Source organism: Comamonas granuli NBRC 101663, from assembly GCF_000739995.1.
GTDB lineage: Bacteria > Pseudomonadota > Gammaproteobacteria > Burkholderiales > Burkholderiaceae_C > Simplicispira > Simplicispira granuli.
This window is the reverse complement of sequence record NZ_BBJX01000006.1, coordinates 206,601-229,953: the sequence shown is the minus strand read 5'-3', so window position 1 is coordinate 229,953 and position 23,353 is coordinate 206,601. Positions and strand designations below refer to the sequence as shown.

The 23,353-nt window shown below is 67.6% G+C and carries 16 protein-coding genes; 9 read left to right on the top strand and 7 right to left on the bottom strand.

Translation table 11 applies throughout. The annotated features are described in order from the left end of the window. Positions 1 to 153: 153 nt before the first annotated feature. Positions 154 to 2,091: a sensor domain-containing diguanylate cyclase gene (locus CGR01S_RS08585; RefSeq protein WP_084690607.1), complete on the top strand. Its 1,938-nt coding sequence runs from the start codon at positions 154 to 156 to the stop codon at positions 2,089 to 2,091. Between the two features lie 13 nt (positions 2,092 to 2,104). Then, the gene (locus CGR01S_RS08580) at positions 2,105 to 2,584 is read left to right on the top strand and encodes a VOC family protein (RefSeq protein WP_156967529.1); all 480 of its coding nucleotides are present in this window, start codon (positions 2,105 to 2,107) and stop codon (positions 2,582 to 2,584) included. A 236-nt stretch (positions 2,585 to 2,820) separates the two neighbouring features. On the opposite strand, the gene CGR01S_RS16680 is transcribed toward CGR01S_RS08580, so the two are convergent. From CGR01S_RS16680 to CGR01S_RS08555, 6 genes are all read right to left on the bottom strand, one after another. Next, entirely contained in the window at positions 2,821 to 3,951 is a 1,131-nt protein-coding gene (locus CGR01S_RS16680; RefSeq protein WP_156967528.1) for a hypothetical protein, read from the bottom strand. A gap of 238 nt (positions 3,952 to 4,189) precedes the next feature. Continuing rightward, positions 4,190 to 5,626 (bottom strand): efflux transporter outer membrane subunit, encoded by a 1,437-nt coding sequence (locus tag CGR01S_RS08575; protein WP_042425219.1) that lies wholly within the window; start codon positions 5,624 to 5,626, stop codon positions 4,190 to 4,192. Positions 5,627 to 5,667: 41 nt separating this feature from the next. Next, on the bottom strand, positions 5,668 to 8,784 hold the full coding sequence (locus CGR01S_RS08570; RefSeq protein WP_042425216.1) for a multidrug efflux RND transporter permease subunit: 3,117 nt from the start codon (positions 8,782 to 8,784) through the stop codon (positions 5,668 to 5,670). Positions 8,785 to 8,920: 136 nt separating this feature from the next. Further along, entirely contained in the window at positions 8,921 to 12,022 is a 3,102-nt protein-coding gene (locus CGR01S_RS08565) for an MdtB/MuxB family multidrug efflux RND transporter permease subunit (protein ID WP_042425213.1), read from the bottom strand. Positions 12,023 to 12,033: 11 nt separating this feature from the next. Continuing rightward, positions 12,034 to 13,407, bottom strand: a complete 1,374-nt coding sequence (locus CGR01S_RS08560) for an efflux RND transporter periplasmic adaptor subunit (RefSeq protein ID WP_245616776.1) — start codon at positions 13,405 to 13,407, stop codon at positions 12,034 to 12,036. A 143-nt stretch (positions 13,408 to 13,550) separates the two neighbouring features. Beyond that, positions 13,551 to 14,192: an ABC transporter ATP-binding protein gene (locus CGR01S_RS08555; protein WP_042425207.1), complete on the bottom strand. Its 642-nt coding sequence runs from the start codon at positions 14,190 to 14,192 to the stop codon at positions 13,551 to 13,553. A 72-nt stretch (positions 14,193 to 14,264) separates the two neighbouring features. Here CGR01S_RS08555 and CGR01S_RS08550 point away from each other — a divergent pair, with 72 nt between their 5' ends. The 7 genes from CGR01S_RS08550 (at position 14,265) to CGR01S_RS08520 (ending at position 21,389) form a co-directional block, all read left to right on the top strand. Beyond that, a complete protein-coding gene (locus CGR01S_RS08550; RefSeq protein WP_042425204.1) occupies positions 14,265 to 14,633 on the top strand; it encodes a hypothetical protein in 369 nt (122 codons plus the stop codon). Between the two features lie 138 nt (positions 14,634 to 14,771). Further along, the gene (locus CGR01S_RS08545; protein WP_042425201.1) at positions 14,772 to 15,647 is read left to right on the top strand and encodes a branched-chain amino acid ABC transporter permease; all 876 of its coding nucleotides are present in this window, start codon (positions 14,772 to 14,774) and stop codon (positions 15,645 to 15,647) included. Between the two features lie 16 nt (positions 15,648 to 15,663). After that, positions 15,664 to 16,740: a branched-chain amino acid ABC transporter permease gene (locus CGR01S_RS08540; RefSeq protein WP_042425199.1), complete on the top strand. Its 1,077-nt coding sequence runs from the start codon at positions 15,664 to 15,666 to the stop codon at positions 16,738 to 16,740. Then, the gene (locus CGR01S_RS08535) at positions 16,737 to 17,534 is read left to right on the top strand and encodes an ABC transporter ATP-binding protein (RefSeq protein ID WP_042425197.1); all 798 of its coding nucleotides are present in this window, start codon (positions 16,737 to 16,739) and stop codon (positions 17,532 to 17,534) included. Before CGR01S_RS08540 ends, CGR01S_RS08535 begins: the two co-directional genes overlap by 4 nt. Next, the gene (locus CGR01S_RS08530; RefSeq protein WP_042425194.1) at positions 17,531 to 18,331 is read left to right on the top strand and encodes an ABC transporter ATP-binding protein; all 801 of its coding nucleotides are present in this window, start codon (positions 17,531 to 17,533) and stop codon (positions 18,329 to 18,331) included. Before CGR01S_RS08535 ends, CGR01S_RS08530 begins: the two co-directional genes overlap by 4 nt. Before the next feature lie 4 nt (positions 18,332 to 18,335). Continuing rightward, entirely contained in the window at positions 18,336 to 20,189 is a 1,854-nt protein-coding gene (locus tag CGR01S_RS08525) for an AMP-dependent synthetase/ligase (RefSeq protein ID WP_042425192.1), read from the top strand. A gap of 30 nt (positions 20,190 to 20,219) precedes the next feature. Further along, complete coding sequence (locus CGR01S_RS08520; protein WP_042425189.1) at positions 20,220 to 21,389, top strand: ABC transporter substrate-binding protein; 1,170 nt, start codon at positions 20,220 to 20,222, stop codon at positions 21,387 to 21,389. A gap of 90 nt (positions 21,390 to 21,479) precedes the next feature. Here the strand turns inward: CGR01S_RS08520 and CGR01S_RS08515 are convergent, their stop codons facing one another. Then, the gene (locus CGR01S_RS08515; RefSeq protein ID WP_042425186.1) at positions 21,480 to 23,171 is read right to left on the bottom strand and encodes an AMP-binding protein; all 1,692 of its coding nucleotides are present in this window, start codon (positions 23,169 to 23,171) and stop codon (positions 21,480 to 21,482) included. Between the last annotated feature and the right edge of the window lie 182 nt (positions 23,172 to 23,353).

Here is a 23,353-nt window from a genome sequence, read left to right as displayed (position 1 = left end):
TTTGGCGCCGGGGCACTACACTCGCCCGCCAAGAAGAGAGCCGCCGAGCCGCCACGCGGGCCGGCCAACGGAACAACCCCCTCAGGGCGCCCTGGGCCCACAAGGCCCGGCCACCGGTCAGCCCCCTTCCCGAAGGGCTTGGAGAGCCATGCAATGACGCAAACCCAGCGTTCGGACCCGCCCCAGGAGGGGGAACCCCAGCGCCGCGCCCCCTGGGCGGGCCTTGCGGGCGCGCCCCTGAACCTGGTCATCGCACTGGTAAGCGCCGCCGCCATCGCGGGCATCTGGCTGACCACCCTGCAACGCATCGCCTTCGAGCGCGAGCAGGCGCAGGCATCGGCCATGCAATCGAATGCCAATCTCGCGATCGCCTTCGAACAGCAGGTCTTCCGCACCCTGAAAGCGGCCGAGCAGGTCGCCGCCTTCGTGCGCGAGGAATACCTGCGCCAGGGCGCGAACATCCCGCTGCGCCAATGGATAGAGCGGCAGGTGATCCGGCAGGAGATGTTCACCATCATCAGCGTGGTGACCGAGACCGGCGACCTCGTCAGCAGCAGCAGCACGGCCGGCGCCGTGAACTACGCCGACCGCGCCTTCTTCCAGGCCCAGCGCAGCAGCGCGCAGGACCGCCTGTACGTGAACGCCCCCGTGCTGGGCCGCGTCTCGGGCCAGTGGCAGATACCGATGTCGCTGCGCATCACGCGCGCCGACGGCAGCTTTGGCGGCGTGGTGGTGATGTCGGTCGATCCGGCCAACTTCACCGACTTCTACCGCCAGGCCGACCTGGGCCACCAAGGCCTGCTGGAGCTCACCGGCCTGGACGGCATCGTGCGTGCGCGCCAGGCGGGCGGCCACCACAGCCTGGACCTCGATGCCCGGCACCTTTCCTGGTTCCAGCGCCGCACCAGCGCCGCGCAAGGGGATTTCGTGGACGATGGCGTGGCCGCCGATGGCGTGGCGCGCATCGTCAGCTACCGGACCATGGAGGGCTACCCGCTGATGGTGACCGTGGGCACCGCCCAGGCCGAGGAACTGGAGCCCGTGCTGCAGCGGCGCGCCCGCTACCTGGCGGTGGCCGGCAGCGCCAGCGCCGCGCTGCTGGTTTTCGCCAGCCTGCTGATCCTGGTGCTGGCGCGCCAGCGCGCCGTGGCTCGGGCCTTGCATGCCAGCGAAGCCCTGTTCCGCGCCACCTTCCACCAGGCCGCCATGGGCATTGCGCACGTCGCGCCCGACGGGCGCATCCTCGGCGCCAACGAAAAATTCTGCCGCATGCTGGGCTACGAGAGCGACGAGCTGCGCGCGCGCAGCCTGTTCGAGCTGGGCGACGAGGACAGCCGGCAAGAGGCGCGCCAGTTCGTGGCGCAACGCCTGGCGGCCCCCTCGCCCGCCCTGTCGCCGGAAATCGAGAAACGCTACCGGCGCAAGGACGGCAGCACCCTGTGGGTGTGCGAGGCGCTCGGCGTGGTGAGGGATGCGCGCGGCAGGCCCGATTTCCTCGTCGCCGTCACGCAGGACGTCACGGCGCGCAAGAACCTGGAGGAGCGCCTCTCGCACGACGCACGGCACGACGCGCTGACCGGCCTTCCCAACCGCCTGATGTTTCAGGACCGGTTCACCCAGGTGCTCGAATCGGCCCAGCGGCACGGGCGGCTGGCCGCCGTGCTCTACCTCGACCTCGACGGTTTCAAGGCCGTCAACGACAGCCATGGCCACACCGCTGGCGACCAACTGCTGCGGCAGGCGGCGCAGCGCCTCGAAGGCTGCGTGCGCGCCGAAGACACGGTGTCGCGCTTTGGCGGCGATGAGTTCGGCATCGTGCTCGCCACCGTGGCCCAGGAGCAGGACTGCGAACGCGTCGCCACCAAGATCCTCCAGGCCCTGGCAACCCCTTTCGACCTGGGCGGCACCGTGGTCCAGGTCTCGGCCAGCGTGGGCATCGCCCTGTTCCCCGCGCACGGCCAGGACATCGCCACCCTGGTGGCGCAGGCGGACGAAGCCATGTACGCGGCGAAGAACGGCGGCAGAAACCGCTTTGCCTGGGGCACGGCCGTGCAGGCCTGCGCCGCGCGCAATGGCACAGACTGGCCATGAAAGGAGAACCGCCGTGGCCCCCAAGAACACCATCTGCCTCTGGTTCAACGGCACGGCGCTGGAAGCCGCGCAGTTCTATGCGCGTACCTTCCCCGACAGCGCGGTCGGCAGCATCTTGCGCGCGCCCGGCGACTACCCCGCGGGCAAGGAGGGCGACGTGCTGACGGTGGAGTTCACCGTCATGGGCATCCCCTGCATCGGCCTCAACGGCGGCCCGGAATTCCAGCACAGCGAAGCCTTCTCGTTCCAGGTCGCCACCGACGACCAGGCCGAAACCGACCGCCTGTGGAACGCCCTCATCAGCAATGGCGGCCAGGCCAGCGTGTGCGGCTGGTGCAAGGACCGCTGGGGCATCTCCTGGCAGATCACGCCCCGCGCCCTGCTGGACGCCATCGCCGACCCGGACCGCGCGGCGGCCCAGCGGGCGTTCGAGGCGATGATGGGGATGGGGAAGATTGAGATTGCGGGGATTGAGGCGGCGCGGCGAGGGTGAGATTTTTGCTGGCACGCGTGCCAGGGTTAGAGCAGCATTCGGCCAAAAGCGGTAACTCGAGCGTCCCTCATACTCTTATCACGCAGGCTTAGTCCCACAGCGTTCATTCCACCCGCAGCGGAGATGGAACGAGAAATGACGGCCAATTAACGAGGAACGCTAAGCATACTCTCAAGCTATCGATGCTGCCCCAACGCCTAGACTTGTCATAGGATTTTCGGTGGCAGTGAAGACAACTATGCGACGCTATGGATGCCCTCATATGAACTAGCCCAACTCATGATGCGGATCAGCACTTCGGCGTCCTGTTTGAATGACGCTCTCACATAAATAGCTGAGGCATCCCCAATGTAGTGGCTTGACGTGACGACATCGGGCTTGACACGAGTAAGTTCTTGGAAGATGGTACTGACCAACACAGCATCCCATCTGTCCGCTGGGAAAAGTGCCCGTAGTGCCAGCAAAAAGGTGATCGCTTCGTTGGAAGCACTTGGCAGCGAAAGAATTTTTCTCACCTGCTTACCACTTAGATTAAGTGTCTTGAAGACTTCCGCCGAACCCGCACTCTTATATGCCTTCTCAAGAAGTACTCGTACGATGTCGAGTTTCCAAGGGTCTCGGTATTCAATCCCTATTCTGGTCATTATTGGACCGATCACATAACGTTGCACCAGCGTGCAAGGCATCTGCAAAATCAACTTGACCATGGTGATCTGGGCACTTCTATGCAGCGCTTTGTCAGGTATTTTGCGTTCCCTGGAAAACCACTCGTCAATTGCAGTAGCCAAGTCAGTGCTTAGTGTTCTGAAACCATCGGTCGGTCGAGTGCTACCAGCAAGTGGCTCCATTTGTTTCATATAGTCCCGCAGCGCGAACAGAATCACACCGATTCTGAAACAGCGCTCAGAATATGTATGTAGTCGTAGGCTGGAGAAAAGCACGACGTATTGCTCGCACTGCCTCACGAGGCCCTCCGCTTCCTCTCTCAGCTCTCGGATGTCTGCCATCTCCAATGATCGGTGGCCCAGTATATGCGATCCTCTCGCCATCCGAGATCGCAGCATTTCCAAGAGATTTTCGGAATTACCGTAGATTGAGTGGCTGAATAGCTCGGATAATCGATCATTTTTTAGTTCGTAGTGAAGCGCCTCATTCAAGTTTTGGATGCCGCCAGCGCGCAGTAGCAAAGTTGTGCAATCACGAAGAAACTGGAGGCACAGAAATGAGGCTGTGCGTTGTGCCTGAATTTTATTGCGCAACTGCACGATCCAAAAAATCGTGGGTACAAGGATGGTGAGAAGCAGGATGTCAATTGCCATCCCGCTGACTTCGACGAATAGACCTTCGAGATATTCGGGCGTTTTCACGAATGCACTGTATCTCTGCAAAAGCTCATCTAATGTCATCTTCTTTTCCCACCTCTTCCCAGCAATCCTACACTTGTCCCTGACACCCACATTGCTCCCACTGCCCTGCGAACAATGTCTTGATTGGCAAGGTAGTCGACTGCTTGCGAAAGAATAACAACCGCATTGCGGGGATTGGTATGCACTGCTCTCATTGGCCGCTTTGGGTCGATTTGCGCCAGTCAACCCGGCGCCTTACTTACGGTTGCGGCTTTTCTTCTTCCATCTCCCACCGCCCCGCCACATTCTTCAGCAGCGCATTCACTGCCGCCAGCCTGCGGCTGCGCACATCGATCAGGCCGCGCTGCGCCGCCAGCACCGTGGTCTGCGCGCTCAGCACGTTGAGGTAGCCGACCGTCCCCGCGCGGTACTGGTTGGTCACCACGTCCAGCGCGCGCTGCGCGGCGGCCACGGCCTCCAGTTGCAGTGCCTGTTCGCGCTCCAGCGCGGCGGCGGCGACGAGGTTGTCTTCCACCTCCTGCAGGGCGGTCAGCACGGTCTGGCGGTAGCTGGCCACGGCCTGCTCGTGCGTGGCGCGGGCCGATTCCACGGCGGCGCTGCGCGCGCCGCCGTCGAACAGGGCGGCGGCCAGCGCCGGGCCCAGCGACCAGAAGCGGTACGGGGCGCTGAGCAGGTCGGCCAGTTGCGCGCCGCGCAAGCCCGCCGTGGCCGACAGGGTGATGGCGGGGAAGAAGGCGGCGCGGGCCACGCCGATCTGCGCATTGGCGGCGGCCACGCGGCGCTCGGCAGCGGCGATGTCGGGGCGGCGCTCCAGCAGGCGCGCGGGCAGTTGCGCGGGCACGGCGGGCGGCTGGGGCAGCGCGGCCGTGGCGCCCAGGCTGAGCGCCGCCGGGGCCTGGCCGGTGAGCGCGGCCAGGGCGTGCTCCAACTGGGCGCGGCTGGTGCGTGCTTCGTGCCATTGCACCTGGGTGGATTTGTACTGCGCCTCGGCCTGGGCCACGTCGGCGGCCGAGGCCACGCCGGCGCGCTGGCGGTTGCGCGTGAGCTCCCAACTGCGTTCGTAGGCGGCCAGGGTGTCGTCCAGCAGTTGCGCCTGCGCCTCGGCGGCGCGCAGGGCGAAGTAGGTTTGCGCCACCGTGGCCTGCACCGACAGGCGCATGGCGGCCAGGTCGTCGGCGCTGGCCTGGGCGCTGGCGCGCGCGGCATCCACGCTGCCCGACAGGCGCCCCCACAGGTCCAGCTCCCAACTGGCGCTCAGTCCCAGCGCGTGGCTGCTGGTGGTGCGCGCCGTGCTGCTGCCATCCTGGGTGGTAGTGCCGCTGCGCGCGCGCGTGCTGCTGGCATTGGCGCCCAGGCTGGGCAGGGTGGCGGCGCTGGCGCCGTCGAGCGCGGCGCGCGCGGCGCGCAGGCGGGCCACGGCCAGGGCGACGTTTTGGTTGCCGCTGGCGGCGCGCTCCTGCAGGGCGTCGAGCACGGGGTCGGCGAACAGGGTCCACCAGGCGTCGGGCACGCTGTCCTGCGGCTCGGCGGGCTGCCACACGGCGCTGCCGGGCACGCCTTCCTTGTAGGCGGCGGGCAGGTCGAGCGCCGGACGCTCGTGCGGCGGCTGCAGGCTGCCGCAGGCGGCCAGCCAGGCCGTGCTTACAAGCAAAAAAGGCCTCCAGGGCCTGTGCATCCAGCGCAAGCAGCTATCAAAACAGGAGTTTTCAAAGGGCATCAGGTGTCTCCTTGCAGCGCGGGCGCCGGGCCGGGCGCCGCCGGGCGGCTGGCGGTGGCGCGCAGCACGCGCTGGCGCAGGCGGTCGAACACCACGTAGACCACGGGCGTGGTGTAGAGCGTGAGCACCTGGCTGAGCAGCAGGCCGCCGACCACGGCCATGCCCAGCGGCTGGCGCAGCTCGGCGCCGTCGCCGCGGCCCAGGGCCAGGGGCAGCGCCCCCACCATGGCGGCCAGGGTGGTCATGAGGATGGGGCGCAGGCGCAGGCTGCAGGCGCGGTAGATGGCCTGCGCGGCCCCGGCATGGCCCCGGCGCTGGCGCGCGAGGGCGAAGTCGATCATCATGATCGCGTTCTTCTTGACGATGCCGATCAGCAGGATCACGCCGATGAGCGCAATGAGCGAGAACTCCGTCTTAAACAGCATGAGCGCCAGCAGCGCACCCACGCCGGCCGAGGGCAGCGTGGACAGAATGGTGAGCGGGTGCACCAGGCTCTCGTACAGCATGCCCAGCACCAGGTAAATGCACACCATGGCCGCGAGGATGAGCAGCGGCTGGCCGGCCAGCGCGTCCTGGAAGGCCCCGGCCGTGCCGCTGAACGAGCCGCGCACCGACACCGGCACGCCGAGCTGCGCCACCGCGTCGTGGATGGCCGCCGTGGCCTGCGACAGCGAAACCCCCTGCGCCAGGCTGAAGCTCACCGTGCTGGCGGGGGTGCCGCGCTCGTGCTGCACGGACAGGGGCGTGGTCGTCTGCGTGACGCGCGCAAAGGCCGTGAGCGGCACGCTCTGCCCCTGCTTGTTGACGAAGAAGAAGCCGCCCAGCGTCTCGGGGCTTTGCAGGTAGCGCGGCGCGGCCTCCATGACCACGCGGTACTGGTTGAGCGGGTTGTAGATCACGCCCACCTGGCGCTGGCCGAAGGCGTCGTTCAGCGTGGCGTCGATCTGCGCCATGGTCAGGCCCAGGCGCGTCACGGCGTCGCGGTCGATCACCAGCGTGGTCTGCACGCCAAAGTCCTGCACGTCGCTGTTCACGTCCTCCAGCTCGGGCAGTTGCGCCATGGCCTGGCGGATGCGCGGCTCCCAGGTGCGCAGGTCCTGGATGTCGTCGGCCTGCAGGGTGTAGTCGAACGAGGCGCTGCTCTGGCGCCCGCCGATGCGGATGTCGCGCTGCAGCATCATGAACAGGCGCGCGCCGGGCTCGTTCTTGAGCTGCTGGCGCAGGCGGTTGATGACTTCGTCCGACGAGACCTTGCGCTCGGCCAGGGGCTTGAGCGTGAGGTACATGCTGGCGGCGTTGCGCTGCCAGCCGCCGGTAAAGCCCGTCACGTACTCCACCGCCGGGTCCTGCTGCACGATGGCCAGGAAGCGCTTGAGGCGCTGCTCCATGGCCTGGTAGGAGGTGGCCTGGTCGGCGCGGATGAAGCCGGAGATGCGCCCCGTGTCCTGCTCGGGCATGAAGCCCTTGTCGATGGCCATGTACAGGTGCACATTGAGCGCCACCACGCCCGCCAGGGCCAGCAGCACCAGCGGCTGGTGGCGCAGGCACCAGGCCAGGCTGCGCCGGTAGCCGCGCAGGCCGCGCGCGGCCAGCGCGTCCTGCCAGCGCGCCCAGCGGCTGCGCTGGCGCGGCTGCAGGGGCTGGCGCAGCAGGTGCGCGCACATCATGGGCGTGGTGGTGAGCGACACCACCATGGACACCAGAATCGCCGCCGACATGACGATGGCGAACTCGCGGAAGAACCGCCCGACGATGCCGCCCATGAACCAGATGGGCACGAACACGGCGATCAGCGACAGGCTCATGGACACCACGGTGAAGCCGATCTCGCGCGCGCCGTCGAGCGCCGCCTGCAGCGCGCTCTTGCCGCGCTCCATGTGACGCATGATGTTTTCCAGCACGACGATGGCGTCGTCCACCACGAAGCCGGTGACCACGGTGAGCGCCATGAGCGAGAGGTTGTCCAGCGTGTAGCCCGCCAGGTACATCACGCCAAAGGTGCCCGCCAGCGACGCGGGCACGGCCACGCTGGGGATGAGCGTGGCGCGGCCATTGCGCAGGAACAGGAATACCACCAGGATGACCAGCCCCACGGCCAGCGCCAGCGCGCGCTCGACCTCGCGCAGGGAGGCGCGCAGCGTGGGCGTGCGGTCGGAGACGATGGTGATGTCTATGGCCGCCGGGATGGAGGCCTGGAGCTGCGGCAGCAGCGCGCGCACGCGCTCGACGGCCTGCAGGATGTTGGCCCCCGGCTGCTTGTACACCTGCAGCAGGATGGCGGGCTTGCCGTTGGCCACGCCGTAGTTGCGCACGTCCTGCACCGAGTCGAGCACCTCGGCCACGTCCTGCAAACGCACGGCGCGGCCCTGGTTCCAGCGCAGCACCAGCGGGGCGTACTCGGCGGCGGTGCGCGCCTGGTCGTTGGTGGCCACCTGCCAGTAGTGGTCCTCGCGCTCGAGCGCGCCCAGGGGGCGGTTGGCGTTGGTGCTGGTGAGGGCGGCGCGCACCTGCTCCAGCGAGATGCCGTTGGCCGCCAGGCGCACCGGGTCGAGCTCCACGCGCACGGCGGGCAGCGCCCCGCCGCTCACCGTGGCCTGGCCCACCCCCTCGACCTGCGAGAGCTTTTGCGCCAGCACGGTGGAGGCGGCGTCGTACATCTGCCCGCGCGTGAGCGCATCGGAGGTGAGCGCCAGGATCATGATGGGCGCGTCCGCCGGGTTCACCTTGCGGTAGGTGGGGTTGCTGGGCATGCCCGTGGGCAGCAGGGTGCGCGCGGCGTTGATGGCGGCCTGCACGTCGCGCGCCGCGCCGTCGATGTCGCGCCCCAGGTCGAACTGCAGCGTGATGCGCGTGCTACCCAGCGTGGAGCTGGAGGTGATCTCGTTCACCCCGGCGATGGCGCCCAGCGCGCGCTCGAGCGGCGTGGCCACGGTGGCGGCCATGGTGTCGGGGCTGGCGCCGGGCAGGCTGGCCGACACCGAGATGGTGGGGTAGTCCACCTGGGGCAGCGGCGCCACCGGGAGCAGAAAGAAGGCCACCGTGCCGGCCAGGACCAGGCCGAGCGTCAGCAGCATGGTGGCGATGGGGCGGTGGATGAAGGGAGTGGAGAGGCTCATTCATGCCCTCCCATCGGGCGCTGCGGCTTGTCTGGATTGAGGGCGGAGGCCGGGTCTCGCCCTCCATACCAACACAGCACTACAAAAAAGAGAGCTGCCAGCGCACACCACATAAGCCCCAGAGCCGAAAAAGGCATCAAACATCACGCCCCCTCTGCACCCACCCCTCGAACGTGAGGTAAATGACCGGCGTGGTGAACAGCGTGAGCAGTTGGCTCAGGATCAGCCCCCCCACCATGGTCACCCCCAGCGGGTGGCGCAGCTCGCTGCCCACGCCCGTGCCCAGCATCAGGGGCAGCGCCCCGAGCAAGGCGGCCAGCGTAGTCATGAGGATGGGCCGAAAGCGCAGCAGGCAGGCCTGGGTGATGGCCTCGCGCGCGCTCAGCCCCTCGCGGCGCTGCGCATCGAGCGCGAAGTCGATCATCATGATGGCGTTCTTCTTCACGATGCCGATCAAGAGCACGATGCCGATGATGGCGATGATGTCGATCGCCAGCCCCGCCCACAACAGCGCCAGCAGCGCCCCCACCCCGGCCGAGGGCAGCGTGGACAGGATGGTGACCGGGTGGATGGTGCTCTCGTACAGCACGCCCAGCACGATGTACATGGTGACCACCGCCGCCAGGATCAGCAGCAGCGTGTTCGTCAGCGAGGCCTGGAAGGCCAGCGCCGCGCCCTGGAAGGCCATCTCCACCGACAGGGGCATCTGCCCCTCGGCCTGCAGCGCGGCGTGCGCGCGCTCGATGGCCTGCACCGCCGCGCCCAGGGACACGCCCGGCGCCGTGTTGAACGACAGCGTGGCCGCCGGCAGCTGGCCCACGTGGTTCACGGCCAGGGCGGTGCTGCGCTCCTCGATGTGCGCCACGGACGACAGCGGCACCGGCGCCCCCAGGCTGGAGGGCACGTGGATACGCTCCAGCGCCTCGGGCCCGAGCTTGAACTGCGGCGCCACTTCGAGCACCACGCGGTACTGGTTGGACTGGGTGAAGATGGTCGAGATCAGGCGCTGGCCGAAGGCGTTGTACAGCGCCGTGTCGATGCCCGCCACCGTCACGCCCAGGCGGCTGGCCTGCGCGCGGTCGATCTGCACATACGCCTGGCGGCCCTGGTCTTGCAGGTCGCTGGCCACGTCGGCCAGCTCGGGCGCGGCGCGCAGGCGCTCGAGCAGCGCGGCGGTGCTGCGCTGCAATTGCGCCATGTCGGCCGACGACAGCAGCACCTGGTACTGGGTGCGCGCCACGCGGTCTTCAATGGTCAGGTCCTGCACCGGCTGGGCGTACAGGCGGATGCCGGGCACGTCCAGCGTGTCCTGCGCCAGGCGGCGCAGCACCACGTCCAGCGCCTCGCGCTGGCCATGGGGCTTGAGGTCGATCTGCAGGCGCCCGGTGTTCAGCGTGGTGTTGGTGCCGTCCACGCCGATGAAGGACGACACGCTTTGCACCGCCGGGTCGCGCAGCACGCGCTCGGCGAGCTGCTGCTGGCGCTGGGCCATGGCCGCGAACGAGATCGACTGGTCGGCCTCGGTCGTGGCCTGCAGCGTCCCGGTGTCCTGCACGGGGAAAAAGCCCTTGGGCACCACCAGGTACAGCAGCGCCGTGAGCGCCAGCGTGGCCAGGAACACCAGCCACGTCAGCCCCCGGTGCGCCAGCACCCAGCCCAGGGCGCGCCCGTAGTGGGCGATGGTGCGCTCGAAGAATCGGCCCGTGGCCCGTGCCAGGCGGCCGCGCTGCGCCTCGCCTTCGCTCTGGTGGCGCAGCAGGCGCGCGCACAGCATGGGCGTGAGCGTGAGCGAGACCACGGCCGAGATCAGGATGGCCACCGCCATGGTGATGGCGAACTCGTGGAACAGCCGGCCCACCACGTCGCCCATGAACAGCAGCGGGATCAGCACCGCAATCAGCGAAATGGTGAGCGAGATGATGGTGAAACCGATCTGTTGCGCGCCCTTGAGCGCCGCTGCCAGCGGGGCCTCACCCTGCTCCACATAGCGGGCGATGTTCTCGATCATGACGATGGCGTCGTCCACCACGAAGCCGGTGGAGATGGTCAGCGCCATCAGCGTGAGGTTGTTGATGGAAAAGCCCATCAGGTGCATCACGCCAAAGGTGCCGATCAGCGACAGCGGCACCGCCAGCGCCGGAATCACGGTGGCCGTGCCGCTGCGCAGGAACACGAAGATCACGCCCACCACCAGGGCAACGGCCAGCAGCAGCTCGGCCTGCATGTCCTGCACGCCCGCGCGGATGGTGACGGTGCGGTCCGTGAGCACCTGCACATCCAGCGAGGCGGGCAGCGTCTCCTGCAGCTGCGGCAGCAGCGCCTTGATGCGGTTCACCGTCTCGATCACGTTGGCTCCGGGCTGGCGCCGGATGTTCAGGATCACCCCGGCCTTGGCGCCCGTCTGCGGCGTGCCGGCCCAGGCGGCCAGGCGGGTGTTTTCGGCGTCGTCCACCGTCTCGGCGATGGCCGACAGGCGCACCGGGTTGCCGTTCTTGTAGGCAATGATGAGGTCGCGGTATTCCTGCGCCGACTGCAGCTGGTCGTTGGCGTCGATGGTGGAAGCGCGCTCGGGCCCGTCAAAGCCGCCCTTGGGCTGCTTGACGTTGGCGGCCGTGATGGCGCTGCGCACGTCCTCCAGCGTCATGCCCAGCCCCGCCAGCGCCACCGGGTTGGCCTGGATGCGCACGGCCGGCCGCCGCCCCCCGGCAATGGCCACCAGCCCCACGCCATTGACCTGCGAGAGCTTGGGCGCGAGGCGGTTTTCCACCAGGTCGTTGACGCGGATCACCGGCAGCGAGGGCGAGGTGATGGCCAGCGTGAGAATGGGCGCGTCCGCCGGGTTCACCTTGCTGTACAGCGGCGGCATGGGCAGGTCGCCGGGCAGCAGGTTGGAGCCGGCGTTGATGGCCGCCTGCACCTGCTGCTCGGCCACGTCCAGGCCATAGTCCAGCGCAAAGCGCAGCGTGATGACCGAGGCCCCGCCCGAGCTGGTGGACGACATCTGCACCAGCCCCGGCATCTGGCCGAACTGGCGCTCCAGCGGCGCGGTGACGTTGGAGGTCATCACGTCGGGGCTGGCGCCGGGGTACAGCGTGGTGACCTGGATGGTGGGGTAGTCCACCTCGGGCAGGGCCGAGATGGGCAGCAGCCGGTAGGCCAGCAGCCCGGCGATCAGCACCGCCACCATGAGCAGCGACGTGGCGACCGGGCGCAGGATGAAGATGCGCGACAGGTTCATGGCGCGCTACATCAACGCGAGGCGGCCGCCGCGGGCGCCGGGGCCGCACCCGAGGCACCGCCCGCCGGGGCTGTGCCCCCGCCCTGCGCCGCCTCCTGCTGGGCGCGCAGCCTGCGGATGAAGGCCTTGCGCTCCTCGGGGGACAGGGCGGCCAGGCGCTCGCGCTGCTCGGGCGTGAGCTTTTTCAGGAACTCGGCGCGGCGCGCGCTGGCCTCCTGCGCGGCCTGGTCGGTCTTGGCCGCGGCTGCCTGGGCGTCGATGACCACCACCCGCGCGCCTTCGCGCAGGCGGTCCATGCCGTCGGTCACCACCTGGGCGCCCTCGGGCAGATCCCCTTGCACGCTCACGCGGTCGCCGTCCGCCACGCCCACGCGGATGCGCCGCTGCGTGACGGTGCCGTCCTCCTGCACCAGGTACACGTAGTTGTTCTGCACGGCGGTGGCGGGCACGGTGAGGGCGTTCTCCAGCAGGTTCACCTGCAGCCTCACGTTCACGAACTGGTTGGGGTAGAGGCTGCCGTCCTCGTTGGCAAAGCTGGCCTTGACGCGGATGCTGCCGGTGCTGGTGTCGATGGCGTTGTCCAGCGCCGCCACGCGCCCGCGCGCCAGCACCTGCCGCAGTTCGCGGTCCCACAGCTCCACAGGCAGCTCTGCGCCCTGCGCCAGGCGCGCGCGCAAGGCGGCCAGATGTACCTCGGGCACGGCAAACACCGCATCGATGGGGCGCACCTGGGTGATGGTGACGATGCCATTGGCGTCGCCGGGGTTGACCACGTTGCCGCGGTCGGCCGCGCGCAGGCCCAGGCGCCCGGAGATAGGCGCCGTGACGCGCGTGTAGCCGAGCTGCAGTCGCGCCGCGTCGACCTGCGCCTGGCCCGCAGCCACTGCGCCCTCGTACTGGCGCACCAGCGCGGCCTGCGTGTCCACCTGCTGGCGGGCGATGGAGTCCAGCGCCTGCAGCTCCTGGTAGCGCTGCAGATCCAGGCGCGCGTTCTTGAGCAGGGCCTGGTCGCGCGCCAGGTTGCCCTGCACCTGCGCCAGTTGCGCCTGGTAGCTGCGCGGGTCGATCTCGGCCAGCACCTGGCCGGCGCGCACCTCATCGCCCTCCTTGAAGCGCAGGGCCTGCAGCTCGCCGCTGACCTTGGTGCGCACCACGGCCGTGGCACGGGCGTTGAGCGTGCCGATGGCGCCCACGAGCACGCGCATGTCCTGGCGGCGCACCACGCCCACCGATACGGGCTGGGCCGCGCCGCCCGGTCCCAGGCGCGGGCCGCCGCCCTTGGCCGGCACGGAGGCGGCCGGCGGCGCGCCCCGCTGCTGCCACCACCAGACGCCGGCGCCGCCCGCCGCCAGCGCCAGCACCGCCAGGGCGGCCCACCATCGCATGCGGCCCCGCTGGTGCGAGACAGGATGCCGGGGAGCCAACGGGGTGGAACGCATGATGGAGCGCGCTGCAGAGTGGAACCAGCGGCTATGGTAGTGCCGCCTGCCCGGCCGCGCCCGGCGCCGCGGCTGGTTTTACCCAGGCTTTACCCGGCCGGGGCGGGCGGCAAGGCCAGGGTCTGCGCCCAGGGCACGCCGGGCAGCGCCTCGTAGTGCGCCACCACCAGCGCGCGCTGCGCGTGCGCCGGCTGGGCCAGCGCCTGCTGCAGGTACTGCACCGAGGGGCGGTCCAGCCCGGCCACGGGCTCGTCGATTAGCGTGAGCGGCGCCCCGCTGGCCAGCGCCGCCGCCATGAGCACCTTGCGCCGGCTGCCGGTCGAGAGCATGTGGAAGGTCTTGTCCAGGTGCTCCTGCAATGCAAAGCCCTGCAGGTGCTGCGCCAGCGCCTGCGCATCCCAGGCCGCGTGGGCGGGGGCCTGTGCCTGCAGCCAGGCGCGTACGGTCCAGGCGTCGAGCGCGCTGCAGCGCGGGTCCTGCCAGAACACCTGCGCGCGGTAGGCCGCCGGCGCGGCCGCCAGCGCCTGCCCGCCCAGCACCAGGTGCCCGGCGTCGGCGGGCTGCTGCCCCGCCAGCAGGCGCAGCAGCGTGGTCTTGCCGCTGCCCTCGTCGCCCTGCACCAGCGTGGCGCCCGGGCCTATGCGCGCCGACCAGCCGCGCAGCAGCGGCCGGCCCGGGTACGCGAAATCCAGCCCCTGCACGAGCAGCAGCGCCTGGGTGTCGTCGTTCATGCCTCATCCTCCATGGCGAGCAGCGGGCCGGTGCCGCACAATGCGGGGCCCCATCGCCGCACACCGCACACCATGCCCCTGCGCTACCTCGATTTTGACCACAGCGAAGACGCCGAGGGCAACGGCACCTGGGATGCCATGGCCAGCGTGACCCCGCAGCACCTGGACGCCCTGCTCGGCGAAATCAGTGCGGTGCTGGCCTGGGCCCATGCGCACTACCCCGGGCCCTGCGGCCCGCTCGACGAGGGCGGCGACTGGCATTTCGACCTGCAGGCCCTCAGCGAGGACGGCAGCACGCCGCCGCCGCTGCACTATGACGCGGGCCGCGCGCAGGCCTGCATGCCCCTGCCCACGCCTGCGCCGGCGCGCTGCACGGTGACGCTCACGCTGTGCGGCAGCAGCGCCTTTGGCGCGGCGCTGCGCGATCGCTTCGGCCTGTGATGCTCGCGGGTGCGACCTGCCGCACTTGTCTCTGACGCGACAAATGCGTTACGTCACCGACGTAAACCCCTAGCGACAAGGCCGGGGCCCGGCAGCTATAAACCGGGCTCTGTTAACACACATCAAGGAGACATCAGCGTGCAGATGCTGCAGTTGATGATCAGCGGGGTCGCGCAGGGCTGCATCTACGGCCTGATCGCACTGGGCTTCGTACTGATTTACAAAGGCACCGAAACGGTGAGCTTTGCCCAGGGCGAGCTGATGATGCTGGGGGCCTTCATCGGCCTGGCCTGCATGACGCTGATGGGCTTTCCCTTCTGGCTGTCCGTGCTCAGCGCCATTGCCGGCATGGCGGCGTTCGGCATGCTGCTCGAGCGCATCGTGGTGCGGCCCATCCTGGGGCAGCCGGCCTTCTCCATCGTGATGCTGACGATCGGCGTGGGCTACACCCTGCGCGGGCTCATCACCATGATCCCGGGCATAGGCACCGAGACCTACCTGCTGCCCGTGCCCTACAAGGACGAGATCTGGACCTGGGGCGAGCTGGTGGTCAACGTGGAGCAGTTCGCCATCATTGCCGCCACGGGCGTGCTGTGCCTGCTGCTGTTCGCGCTGTTCAAGTACAGCAAGCTGGGCATTGCCATGCAGGCGTCCTCGCAGAACCAGCTCGCGGCCTACTACATGGGCATTCCCGTGCAGCGCCTCAACGGCGTGGTCTGGGCCCTGGCCGCCGCCGTGGCGGCCGTGGCCGGGCTGCTGCTGGCGCCCATCACCTTCGTGCACGCCAACATGGGCTTCATCGGCCTCAAGGCGTTCCCGGCGGCGGTCGTGGGAGGCTTCAGCAGCCTGCCGGGCGCCATCGTCGGCGGCCTGGTCATCGGGCTGGTGGAGTCGTTCTCGGGCTTTTACCTGCCCGAGGGATTCAAGGACGTGGCCGCCTACGTGGTGGTCCTCATCATGCTGATGGTCAAACCCAACGGGCTGTTTGGCGAAAAGCTGCGCAAGAAGGTCTGACCCCTCCGATACCGCCATGCGTTTCATCTTCAAGACCGATTACCGCCAGGACATTGCCCTGGCCAAGCACCCGGGCCATGTGTTCTGGTACGGGCTGCTCGCCCTGCTGCTGCTCGCCGCGCCCTGGTGGCTGGCCGAGTACTGGCTCGCGCAGCTCACCTTCGTGCTCATCTACGCCATCGCGGGGCTGGGGCTCATGCTGCTGGCGGGCTTCACGGGTTTGTTCTCGCTGGGGCACGCTGCCTTCCTGGGCGTGGGGGCCTATACGCACGCGGCACTGGTGGCAGCGGGTTGGCCGTTCCTGCTGTCGCTGGCCTGCGCGGCCGCCATGTCGGGGGCCGTGGGCGTGGTCGTGGGCCTGCCCGCGCTGCGCGTCAAGGGCATCTACCTGGGCATGGCAACGCTGGCGTTCGGCTTCATCGTCGAGGAAATCCTCGCGCGCTGGGAGTCGGTCACCGGCGGCAACGCGGGCCTGCACGTCAAGGCGCCGCAGATCATGGGCTGGTCGCTCGCGGGCGCCGAGGCGTTCTACTTCCTGTGCCTGGTGATCACGGTGCTGGCCACGCTGGGCATGCTCAACCTGCTGCGCGCGCCCACGGGGCGGGCCTTCGTGGCTATCCGCGACTCGGAGATCTCTGCCCAGAGCATGGGCATCCACCTGGCGCGCTACAAGACGCTGTCGTTCGCGCTCTCGGCCGCCCTGGCGGGCGTGGCCGGGGCGCTGTATGCGCACAAGCTGCAGTTCATCTCGCCCGATCAGTTCAACATCCTGCAGTCCATCGACCTGCTGCTCATGATCGTGATCGGCGGCCTGGGTTCGGTGCACGGGGTGTTTCTCGGGGCGCTGTTCCTCATCGCCATGCCGCAGGCCATTGCCCTGGGCAAGGACCTGCTGCCCGCCGCCATCGGCCAGGCCCCGGGCCTGCAGGCCGCCGTCTACGGCCTGGTGCTCATTGCCTTCGTGCTGTTCGAGCCCATGGGCCTGTATGGGCGCTGGCTCAAGGTGCGCACCTGGCTGCAGTTGTTCCCGTTCTACCGCCAGGGCATGTTCAAGCGGCAGAAATCATTCCAGAAGTCGGACAGGCTGAAATGACAGACGTTCTTTTGACTGCCAACCACCTGAGCGTGCGTTTCGGCGGCGTGCTGGCCGTCAACGATGTGAGTTTCGACGTGCGCAAGGGCGAGGTGTTCACCCTCATCGGGCCCAACGGCGCGGGCAAGACCACGGTGTTCAACCTCATCAGCCGCATCTACCAGCCCACGGCGGGCGACATCTGGTTCGACGGCCGCAAGCTCACCGCCGAGCCGGCGCACGCGATTGCCGCCCTGGGCATTGCGCGAACGTTCCAGAACATCGAGCTGTTCGAGCACGCCACGGTGCTGCACAACCTGCTCATCGGGCGCCACACGCACCGGCGCACGGGCCTGGTGCGCGACCTGTTCTTCACTCGCACGGCGCGCGAAGCCGAGCTGCATTCGCGCCTCAAGGCCGAGGAGGTCATCGACCTGCTGAACCTGCAGCACTACCGCGACACCATGGTGGCGGGCCTGCCCTACGGTGTGCGCAAGGTGGTGGAGCTGGCGCGTGCGCTGTGCACCGAACCCCGGCTGCTGCTGCTCGACGAGCCGTCCAGCGGCCTGAACGTGGAGGAAACCGACGACATGGCGTTCTGGATCCAGGACATCCAGCAGGAGCTGGGCATCACGGTGCTCATGGTGGAGCACGATATGTCGCTGGTCTCCAAGGTCTCGGACCGCGTGCTGGCCATGAACCAGGGCGAGGTCCTGGCCCTGGGCACGCCGCGCGAGGTGCAGACCGACCCGGCCGTGGTCGAGGCCTACCTGGGCACCATCGACGATGTCTCTTCTCTGCGGAGGCCGGCATGAGCAGCAGCACCGCCACCCCCCTGGACAATCCGCCCGTGCTCAGGCTGCTCAACGTGGAGAGCGCCTACGGCCCCATCAAGGCCATCCGCGGCGTGAGCCTGCAGGTGCGCAAGGGCGAGATCGCCACCGTGCTGGGCTCCAACGGCGCGGGCAAGACGACCATTCTCAAGACCATCTCGGGCATCCTCGATCCGCGCAAGGGCTCGGTGGAATTCAAGGGCCTGGACATCACCGCCAAGGACCCTGCCTTCATCGTGCAGCAGGGCCTGCTGCACGTGCCCGAGGGGCGCGAAGTCTTTCCGCTGCTGTCCGTGCGCGACAACCTGCTCATGGGCGCCTACACGCGCCGCGACCGCGACGGCGTGGCGCGCGACATGGAGATGGTCTACGCCTACTTCCCCATCCTCAAGGAGCGCTCGCACCAGGACGCCGGCCTGCTCTCGGGCGGGCAGCAGCAGATGCTGGCCATCTCGCGCGCGCTCATGGCCAACCCCGACCTGATCCTGCTCGACGAGCCCAGTCTGGGCCTGAGTCCGAAGCTCACCAAAGAGATCTTCGAGATCGTGGTGCGCATCAACCGCGAGCGTGGCACCACGATTTTGCTGGTGGAGCAGAACGCCAACATGGCCCTCAACGCCTCGGACTATGGCTATGTGCTGGAGAACGGCCGCATCGTCATGGAGGACACCTGCGCGCGCCTGCGCGAGAAAGAGGACATCAAGGAGTTCTACCTGGGACTGAAGGAGACCGGCGTGCGCGGCGAGCGGCGCTGGAAAAAGAAGAAGACATGGCGGTGAAGCAATGAGCAATCTCTGGGATCTGAGCCATATCCAGCCCGGCCGCGCCGATGCGGTGGCCGGCGAGACCGTTCCCGCCCTGTTCTGGAACGCGGTGCAAAAGCGCGGCCCCAAGGTCTGGCTGCGGCAGAAGAAGCTGGGCATCTGGCAGAGCTGGACCTGGCAGCAGACCGGCGCGGCCGTGCGCGAGATCGCCGCCGGCCTGCAGGCCCTGGGCTTTGAGCGCGGCCACACGGCCTCCATCCTGGCCAATACCGTGGTCGAATGGGTGTGGGCCGATCTGGCCGTGCTCAGTTGCTGCGGCGTCTCCAACGGTATCTACCCCACCGACGCGGCGTCGCAGGTGCAGTACCTGTGCGAGGACTCATCCACGCGCGTGCTGTTCGTCGAGGACGACGAGCAGCTCGACAAGGCGCTGGAGGTGCGCGCGCAGCTCCCGCTGCTGCACAAGATCATCGTGTTCGACATGAAGGGGCTGCGCGAGCTCGACGACCCGGGCGTGCTGTCGCTGGACGCGCTGCGCGCCCTGGGCCGCAGCCACCTGCAGCAGCACCCCGACTGCGTGGAGCGCAGCAGCGCCGCCTGCCAGCCCGCGGACCTGGCCATCCTGGTCTACACCTCGGGCACCACGGGCAAGCCCAAGGGGGCCATGCACAGCCACCAGGGGCTGGTCTACACCATGCGCGGCTTCAATACCCTGATCGCGCAGGACGACACGGACGAGCGCATGTGCTTCCTGCCGCTGTGTCACATTGCCGAGCGCATGGGCGGCGAGTACTTCGCGCTGTTCACCGGCGCCAAGCTCAATTTCGTCGAGAACCCGGAGACCATCCCCGAGAACGTGCGCGAGATCGCACCCACGACGTTCACGGCCGTGCCGCGCGTCTGGGAGAAGTTCTATTCCGGCGTGATGATTGCCCTCAAGGAGTCCAGCCCCCTGCAGCGCGCCGCCTACGCCTGGAGCATTGGCGTGGGCATGCAGATCGCCGAGAAGGTGATTGCCGGCGAGGCGGTGGGCGCCGGCCTCAAGCTGCGCTTCACGCTGGCGCGCTGGCTCGCCCTGAACAACACGCGCAAGCTCATCGGCATCCACCGTGCGCGCTTTCTGGTCACGGGTGCAGCGCCCATTTCGCCCGAGCTGGTCAAGTGGTACCTGGCGTTGGGCGTGCCCATGCTGGAGGTCTGGGGCATGACCGAGACCTGCGGCGCATCCACGGGCATGACGCCCCAGCGCATCAAGCCGGGCTCCATCGGTCCGGCCACCAGCTTCAACGAGGTGCGGATCGACCCCGCCACAGGCGAGATCCTGGTGCGCGGCCCGAACGTGTTCATGGGCTACCTCAATCTGCCCGACAAGACGGCCGAAGCCATCGATGCCGAAGGCTGGCTGCACACGGGGGACGTGGGCGTGGTCGACGACGAGGGGTTCTTCCGCATCACCGACCGCATGAAGGACATCATCATCACCGCGGGCGGCAAGAACATCACGCCCAGCGAACTGGAGAACGAGCTCAAGTTCTCGCCCTACATCACCGACGCCGTGGTCATCGGCGACAAGCGCCCCTACCTCACGGTCATCATCATGATCGACCAGGAGAACGTGGAGAAATTCGCCCAGGATGCGGACATACCCTTCAGTAATTACGCCAGTTTGACGCGCGCGCCTGAAGTGCAAGAATTGATCCAGAGCGAAATCGACCGGGTGAACCAGAAGTTCGCCCGCGTCGAGCAGATCAAGAAATTCTTCCTGCTCGACACCCAACTCACGGCCGAGGACGAAGAACTCACCCCGACCATGAAGCTCAAGCGCAAGCTGGTGGAGAAGAAGTACGCGGCGCAAATCGATGCCATGTATTGAGCCCGTTCATTCCAACAAAGGAGACATGACATGCAATTCAAGACCCTGACCGCCCTGGCATGCGCCGCGGCGCTGGCCTCCCCTGCCCTGCTCGCCCAGGAAAGCCAGGGCGTGAGCAAGACGGAAATCACCCTGGGTTCCATCCAGGACCTCTCCGGCCCCCTGGCCGGCTTCGGCAAGCAGGTGCGCAACGGCATGATTCTGCGCGTGAACGAAGCCAACGAGCAGGGCGGCGTGAACGGCCGCAAGATCAAGCTGCTGGTCGAGGACTCGGGCTACGATCCGAAGAAGGCCGTGCTCGCCGCCCAGAAGCTCGTCAACCAGGACAAGATCTTCATGATGGTGGGCCACATCGGCACGGCGCAAAACCTCGCCGCCATGCCCGTGCAGTTCGAGAAGAACGTGATCAACTTCTTCCCCGTGACGGCTGCGCGCGAAATGTACGAGCCCTTCCACAAGCTCAAGTACGCCTTTGCCGCCACCTACTACGACCAGATGAAGGCGGCCGTGCCCAAGCTGGCGCGCGAGAAGGGGTCCAAGAAGATCTGTTCCCTGTACCAGGACGATGAGTTCGGCCTGGAGGTACAGCGTGGCGCCGAGGACGGCCTCAAGGCCATGGGCGTGACCATGACCGAGAAGACCACCTTCAAGCGCGGCGCCACCGATTTCTCCTCGCAAGTGGCCAAGCTCAAGGCATCCGAGTGCGACATGGTGGTGTTGGGGACCATCATCCGCGAGACCATCGGCGCCATCGGCACGGCGCGCAAGCTCGGCTACAACCCGGTGTTCGTGGCCTCGAGCGCGGCCTACACCGACCTGATCCACAAGCTCGGCGGCAAGGCCATGGACGGGCTGTACGCCACCATGACGGTGCAAAACCCCTACCTGGACGACGCTTCACAGCCCATCCGCTTCTGGGCCAACAAGTACAAGACGGCCTTCAACGAAGATCCCGCCGTGTTCTCGGTCTACGGCTACCTGGCGATTGATTCCTTCATCCGCGCCGCGCAGAAGACCGGCCCCAACCTGAACACCGAGAACTTCATCAAGGCCATGGACACCATGGAAATCCCGCGCGACATCTTCGGCAGCGCACCGCAGAAATTCGGCCCGCAAAAGCGCCTGGGCAACAACCAGTCGCGCCTGTCGCAACTGCATGACGGCCGCTGGACCATCGTATCGAACTACATCACCGAATAAGGGAGGGGGGGCCGCCCGTTCGCGGGCGGCAAGCGCCCAGCAAAACGCCCGGCCATGCCGGGCGTTTTTTTCATGGGTCGCTGGCGGCGCTCAATCGCTGTGCCAGATGACCTTCTTGCCCGTGCTTTCCCAGCGCTCGTAGTACCTGGCGTACACGTCCTCGATGCGGTTGCGCTTGACCTTGAAGGTCGGGGTGATCATGTCATTGTCCACCGTCCAGGGCTTGGTCACGACCACGATGCACTGCAACTGCTCGTGCGGGTCCAGCGGCGCATTCACCGCCTTGAGGTGCTGCGCGAGCGAGGCCTCGAGGGCGCTGCGCTCGCGGGCATCGGCCATGCGTGCGGCCACCTCGGCCCCCAGCATAACGATGCCCACGGGCTGCCCCAGGTTGGCGCCCGTGACCACGCAGGCCTCGATGGCCTCGTGCGCACCCAGCCGGTCCTCGATGGGAGCGGGCGCCACGTACTTGCCCTTGGCTGTCTTGAACAGGTCCTTGACGCGGCCCGTGATGTGCAGGCAGCCCTCGGCGTCGATGCGTCCCTTGTCACCGGTCTTGAGCCAGCCGTCGTCCGTGAAGGACGCACGGCTTTGCTCGGGCTCCTTGTAGTACCCGAGCATGAGTGCCGGGCTGCGCATCTGGATTTCGCCCGTCTGCGGGTCGATGCGGTGCTCCACTCCGCGGTAGGTCGGCCCCACGCTGCCCTGCTGGTTGCGCCCCGGAATGGTGAGGTGCGAGACCGCCAGGTTCTCGGTCATGCCATAGCCTTCGTTGATGTGCAGCCCGAGCCGGCTGTACCACTGCAGCAAGGCCAGAGGCATGGGGGCCGCGCCGCCGGCAGCGATGCGGCACTGGTCCAGGCCCAGGGCCTTTTGCACCTTGCGCCGCACCAGGCCGCCGATGAGCGGCAGGGAGAGCAGGCGCTGCAGCTTCTGGTCGGGCATCTTGTGGTTGATGCCTTGCTGGAACTTGACCCACAGGCGCGGCACCGAGAAAAAGATGGTGGGCCGGGCGCGCTGCAGATCGGCGGCAAAGGTGTCGAGCGACTCGGCAAACCACACGCGCATGCCCGTGCGCAGCCAGCCGTGCTCGACCAGCACGCGCTCGACCACGTGCGCCAGCGGCAGGTAGGAGAGCATGCGGTCATGCTCGTTCATGGGAATGCGCTCTATCCCCGCCTGCAGCGCCCAGGCGAAATTGCCGAAGCTGTGCATCACGCCCTTGGGTTTGCCCGTGGTGCCCGAGGTGTAGATCAATGTCGCCAGTTCGTCGGCTGCGCGCACCGGCTGGCCCTGCAGCGGCGCCGTGCGCGCGATGATGGCGTCCCAGCCCTCGTAGTTGCGGATGGCATCGTCGGGCGAGAGCGGGTAGCTCAGGCAGGGCAGGCCCTCGGGCACACCGGGCTTCATGCCTTCCCAGCCATCGAGCTTGCCGATGAAACAGGCCTTGGCCTCGCTGTGCGTAAGGATCTGGTGCACCGTGTCATGCGACAGCGTGGGGTACAGCGGCACCGACACGTAGCCCGCCATCCAGATGGCCAGGTCGCTCATCAGCCACCAGGAGCAGTTCTTGGAGAGGATGGCCACGCGCGAGCCGGGCTCCCAGCCCTGGGCCTGGAGGTAGGCGGCCATGCGCCGCACCTGGTCGGCAACCTCGGCCCAGGTGTAATCCTTCACGGCACCTCCACCCATGGGCTGCGTCAATGCAACGCGCGTAGGCGCTGTCGCCTCCCAGTGGTACAGGCGCTGCAGTGCCAGCGAGTCGGATGCTACGGAGCTCATTGGGATCAATCTCCTTTCGAGGGTTGGGCGGACTGTCAAATAGGTGACATCTTGTTTCCAGTATAGGGACGGCCACATGGATTCCCGGCCCCCGGCGCATGCCAGGCCCTAGCGATTTACCCCCATTGCAGGCCCGTGCCATCTTTGCCACGTCTGGCGCGATTCGGACGCACGCATGAAAA

Bases quoted from the DNA above. Each gene is read 5' to 3' on its own strand.
- CGR01S_RS08585 (WP_084690607.1), top strand. From the start codon at position 154: ATGACGCAAACCCAGCGTTCGGACCCGCCCCAGGAGGGGGAACCCCAG.
- CGR01S_RS08575 (WP_042425219.1), bottom strand. From the start codon at position 5,626: ATGCACAGGCCCTGGAGGCCTTTTTTGCTTGTAAGCACGGCCTGGCTG.
- CGR01S_RS08570 (WP_042425216.1), bottom strand. From the start codon at position 8,784: ATGAGCCTCTCCACTCCCTTCATCCACCGCCCCATCGCCACCATGCTG.
- CGR01S_RS08565 (WP_042425213.1), bottom strand. From the start codon at position 12,022: ATGAACCTGTCGCGCATCTTCATCCTGCGCCCGGTCGCCACGTCGCTG.
- CGR01S_RS08560 (WP_245616776.1), bottom strand. From the start codon at position 13,407: ATGCGATGGTGGGCCGCCCTGGCGGTGCTGGCGCTGGCGGCGGGCGGC.
- CGR01S_RS08555 (WP_042425207.1), bottom strand. From the start codon at position 14,192: ATGAACGACGACACCCAGGCGCTGCTGCTCGTGCAGGGGCTGGATTTC.
- CGR01S_RS08550 (WP_042425204.1), top strand. From the start codon at position 14,265: ATGCCCCTGCGCTACCTCGATTTTGACCACAGCGAAGACGCCGAGGGC.
- CGR01S_RS08540 (WP_042425199.1), top strand. From the start codon at position 15,664: ATGCGTTTCATCTTCAAGACCGATTACCGCCAGGACATTGCCCTGGCC.
- CGR01S_RS08535 (WP_042425197.1), top strand. From the start codon at position 16,737: ATGACAGACGTTCTTTTGACTGCCAACCACCTGAGCGTGCGTTTCGGC.
- CGR01S_RS08530 (WP_042425194.1), top strand. From the start codon at position 17,531: ATGAGCAGCAGCACCGCCACCCCCCTGGACAATCCGCCCGTGCTCAGG.
- CGR01S_RS08525 (WP_042425192.1), top strand. From the start codon at position 18,336: ATGAGCAATCTCTGGGATCTGAGCCATATCCAGCCCGGCCGCGCCGAT.
- CGR01S_RS08520 (WP_042425189.1), top strand. From the start codon at position 20,220: ATGCAATTCAAGACCCTGACCGCCCTGGCATGCGCCGCGGCGCTGGCC.
- CGR01S_RS08515 (WP_042425186.1), bottom strand. From the start codon at position 23,171: ATGAGCTCCGTAGCATCCGACTCGCTGGCACTGCAGCGCCTGTACCAC.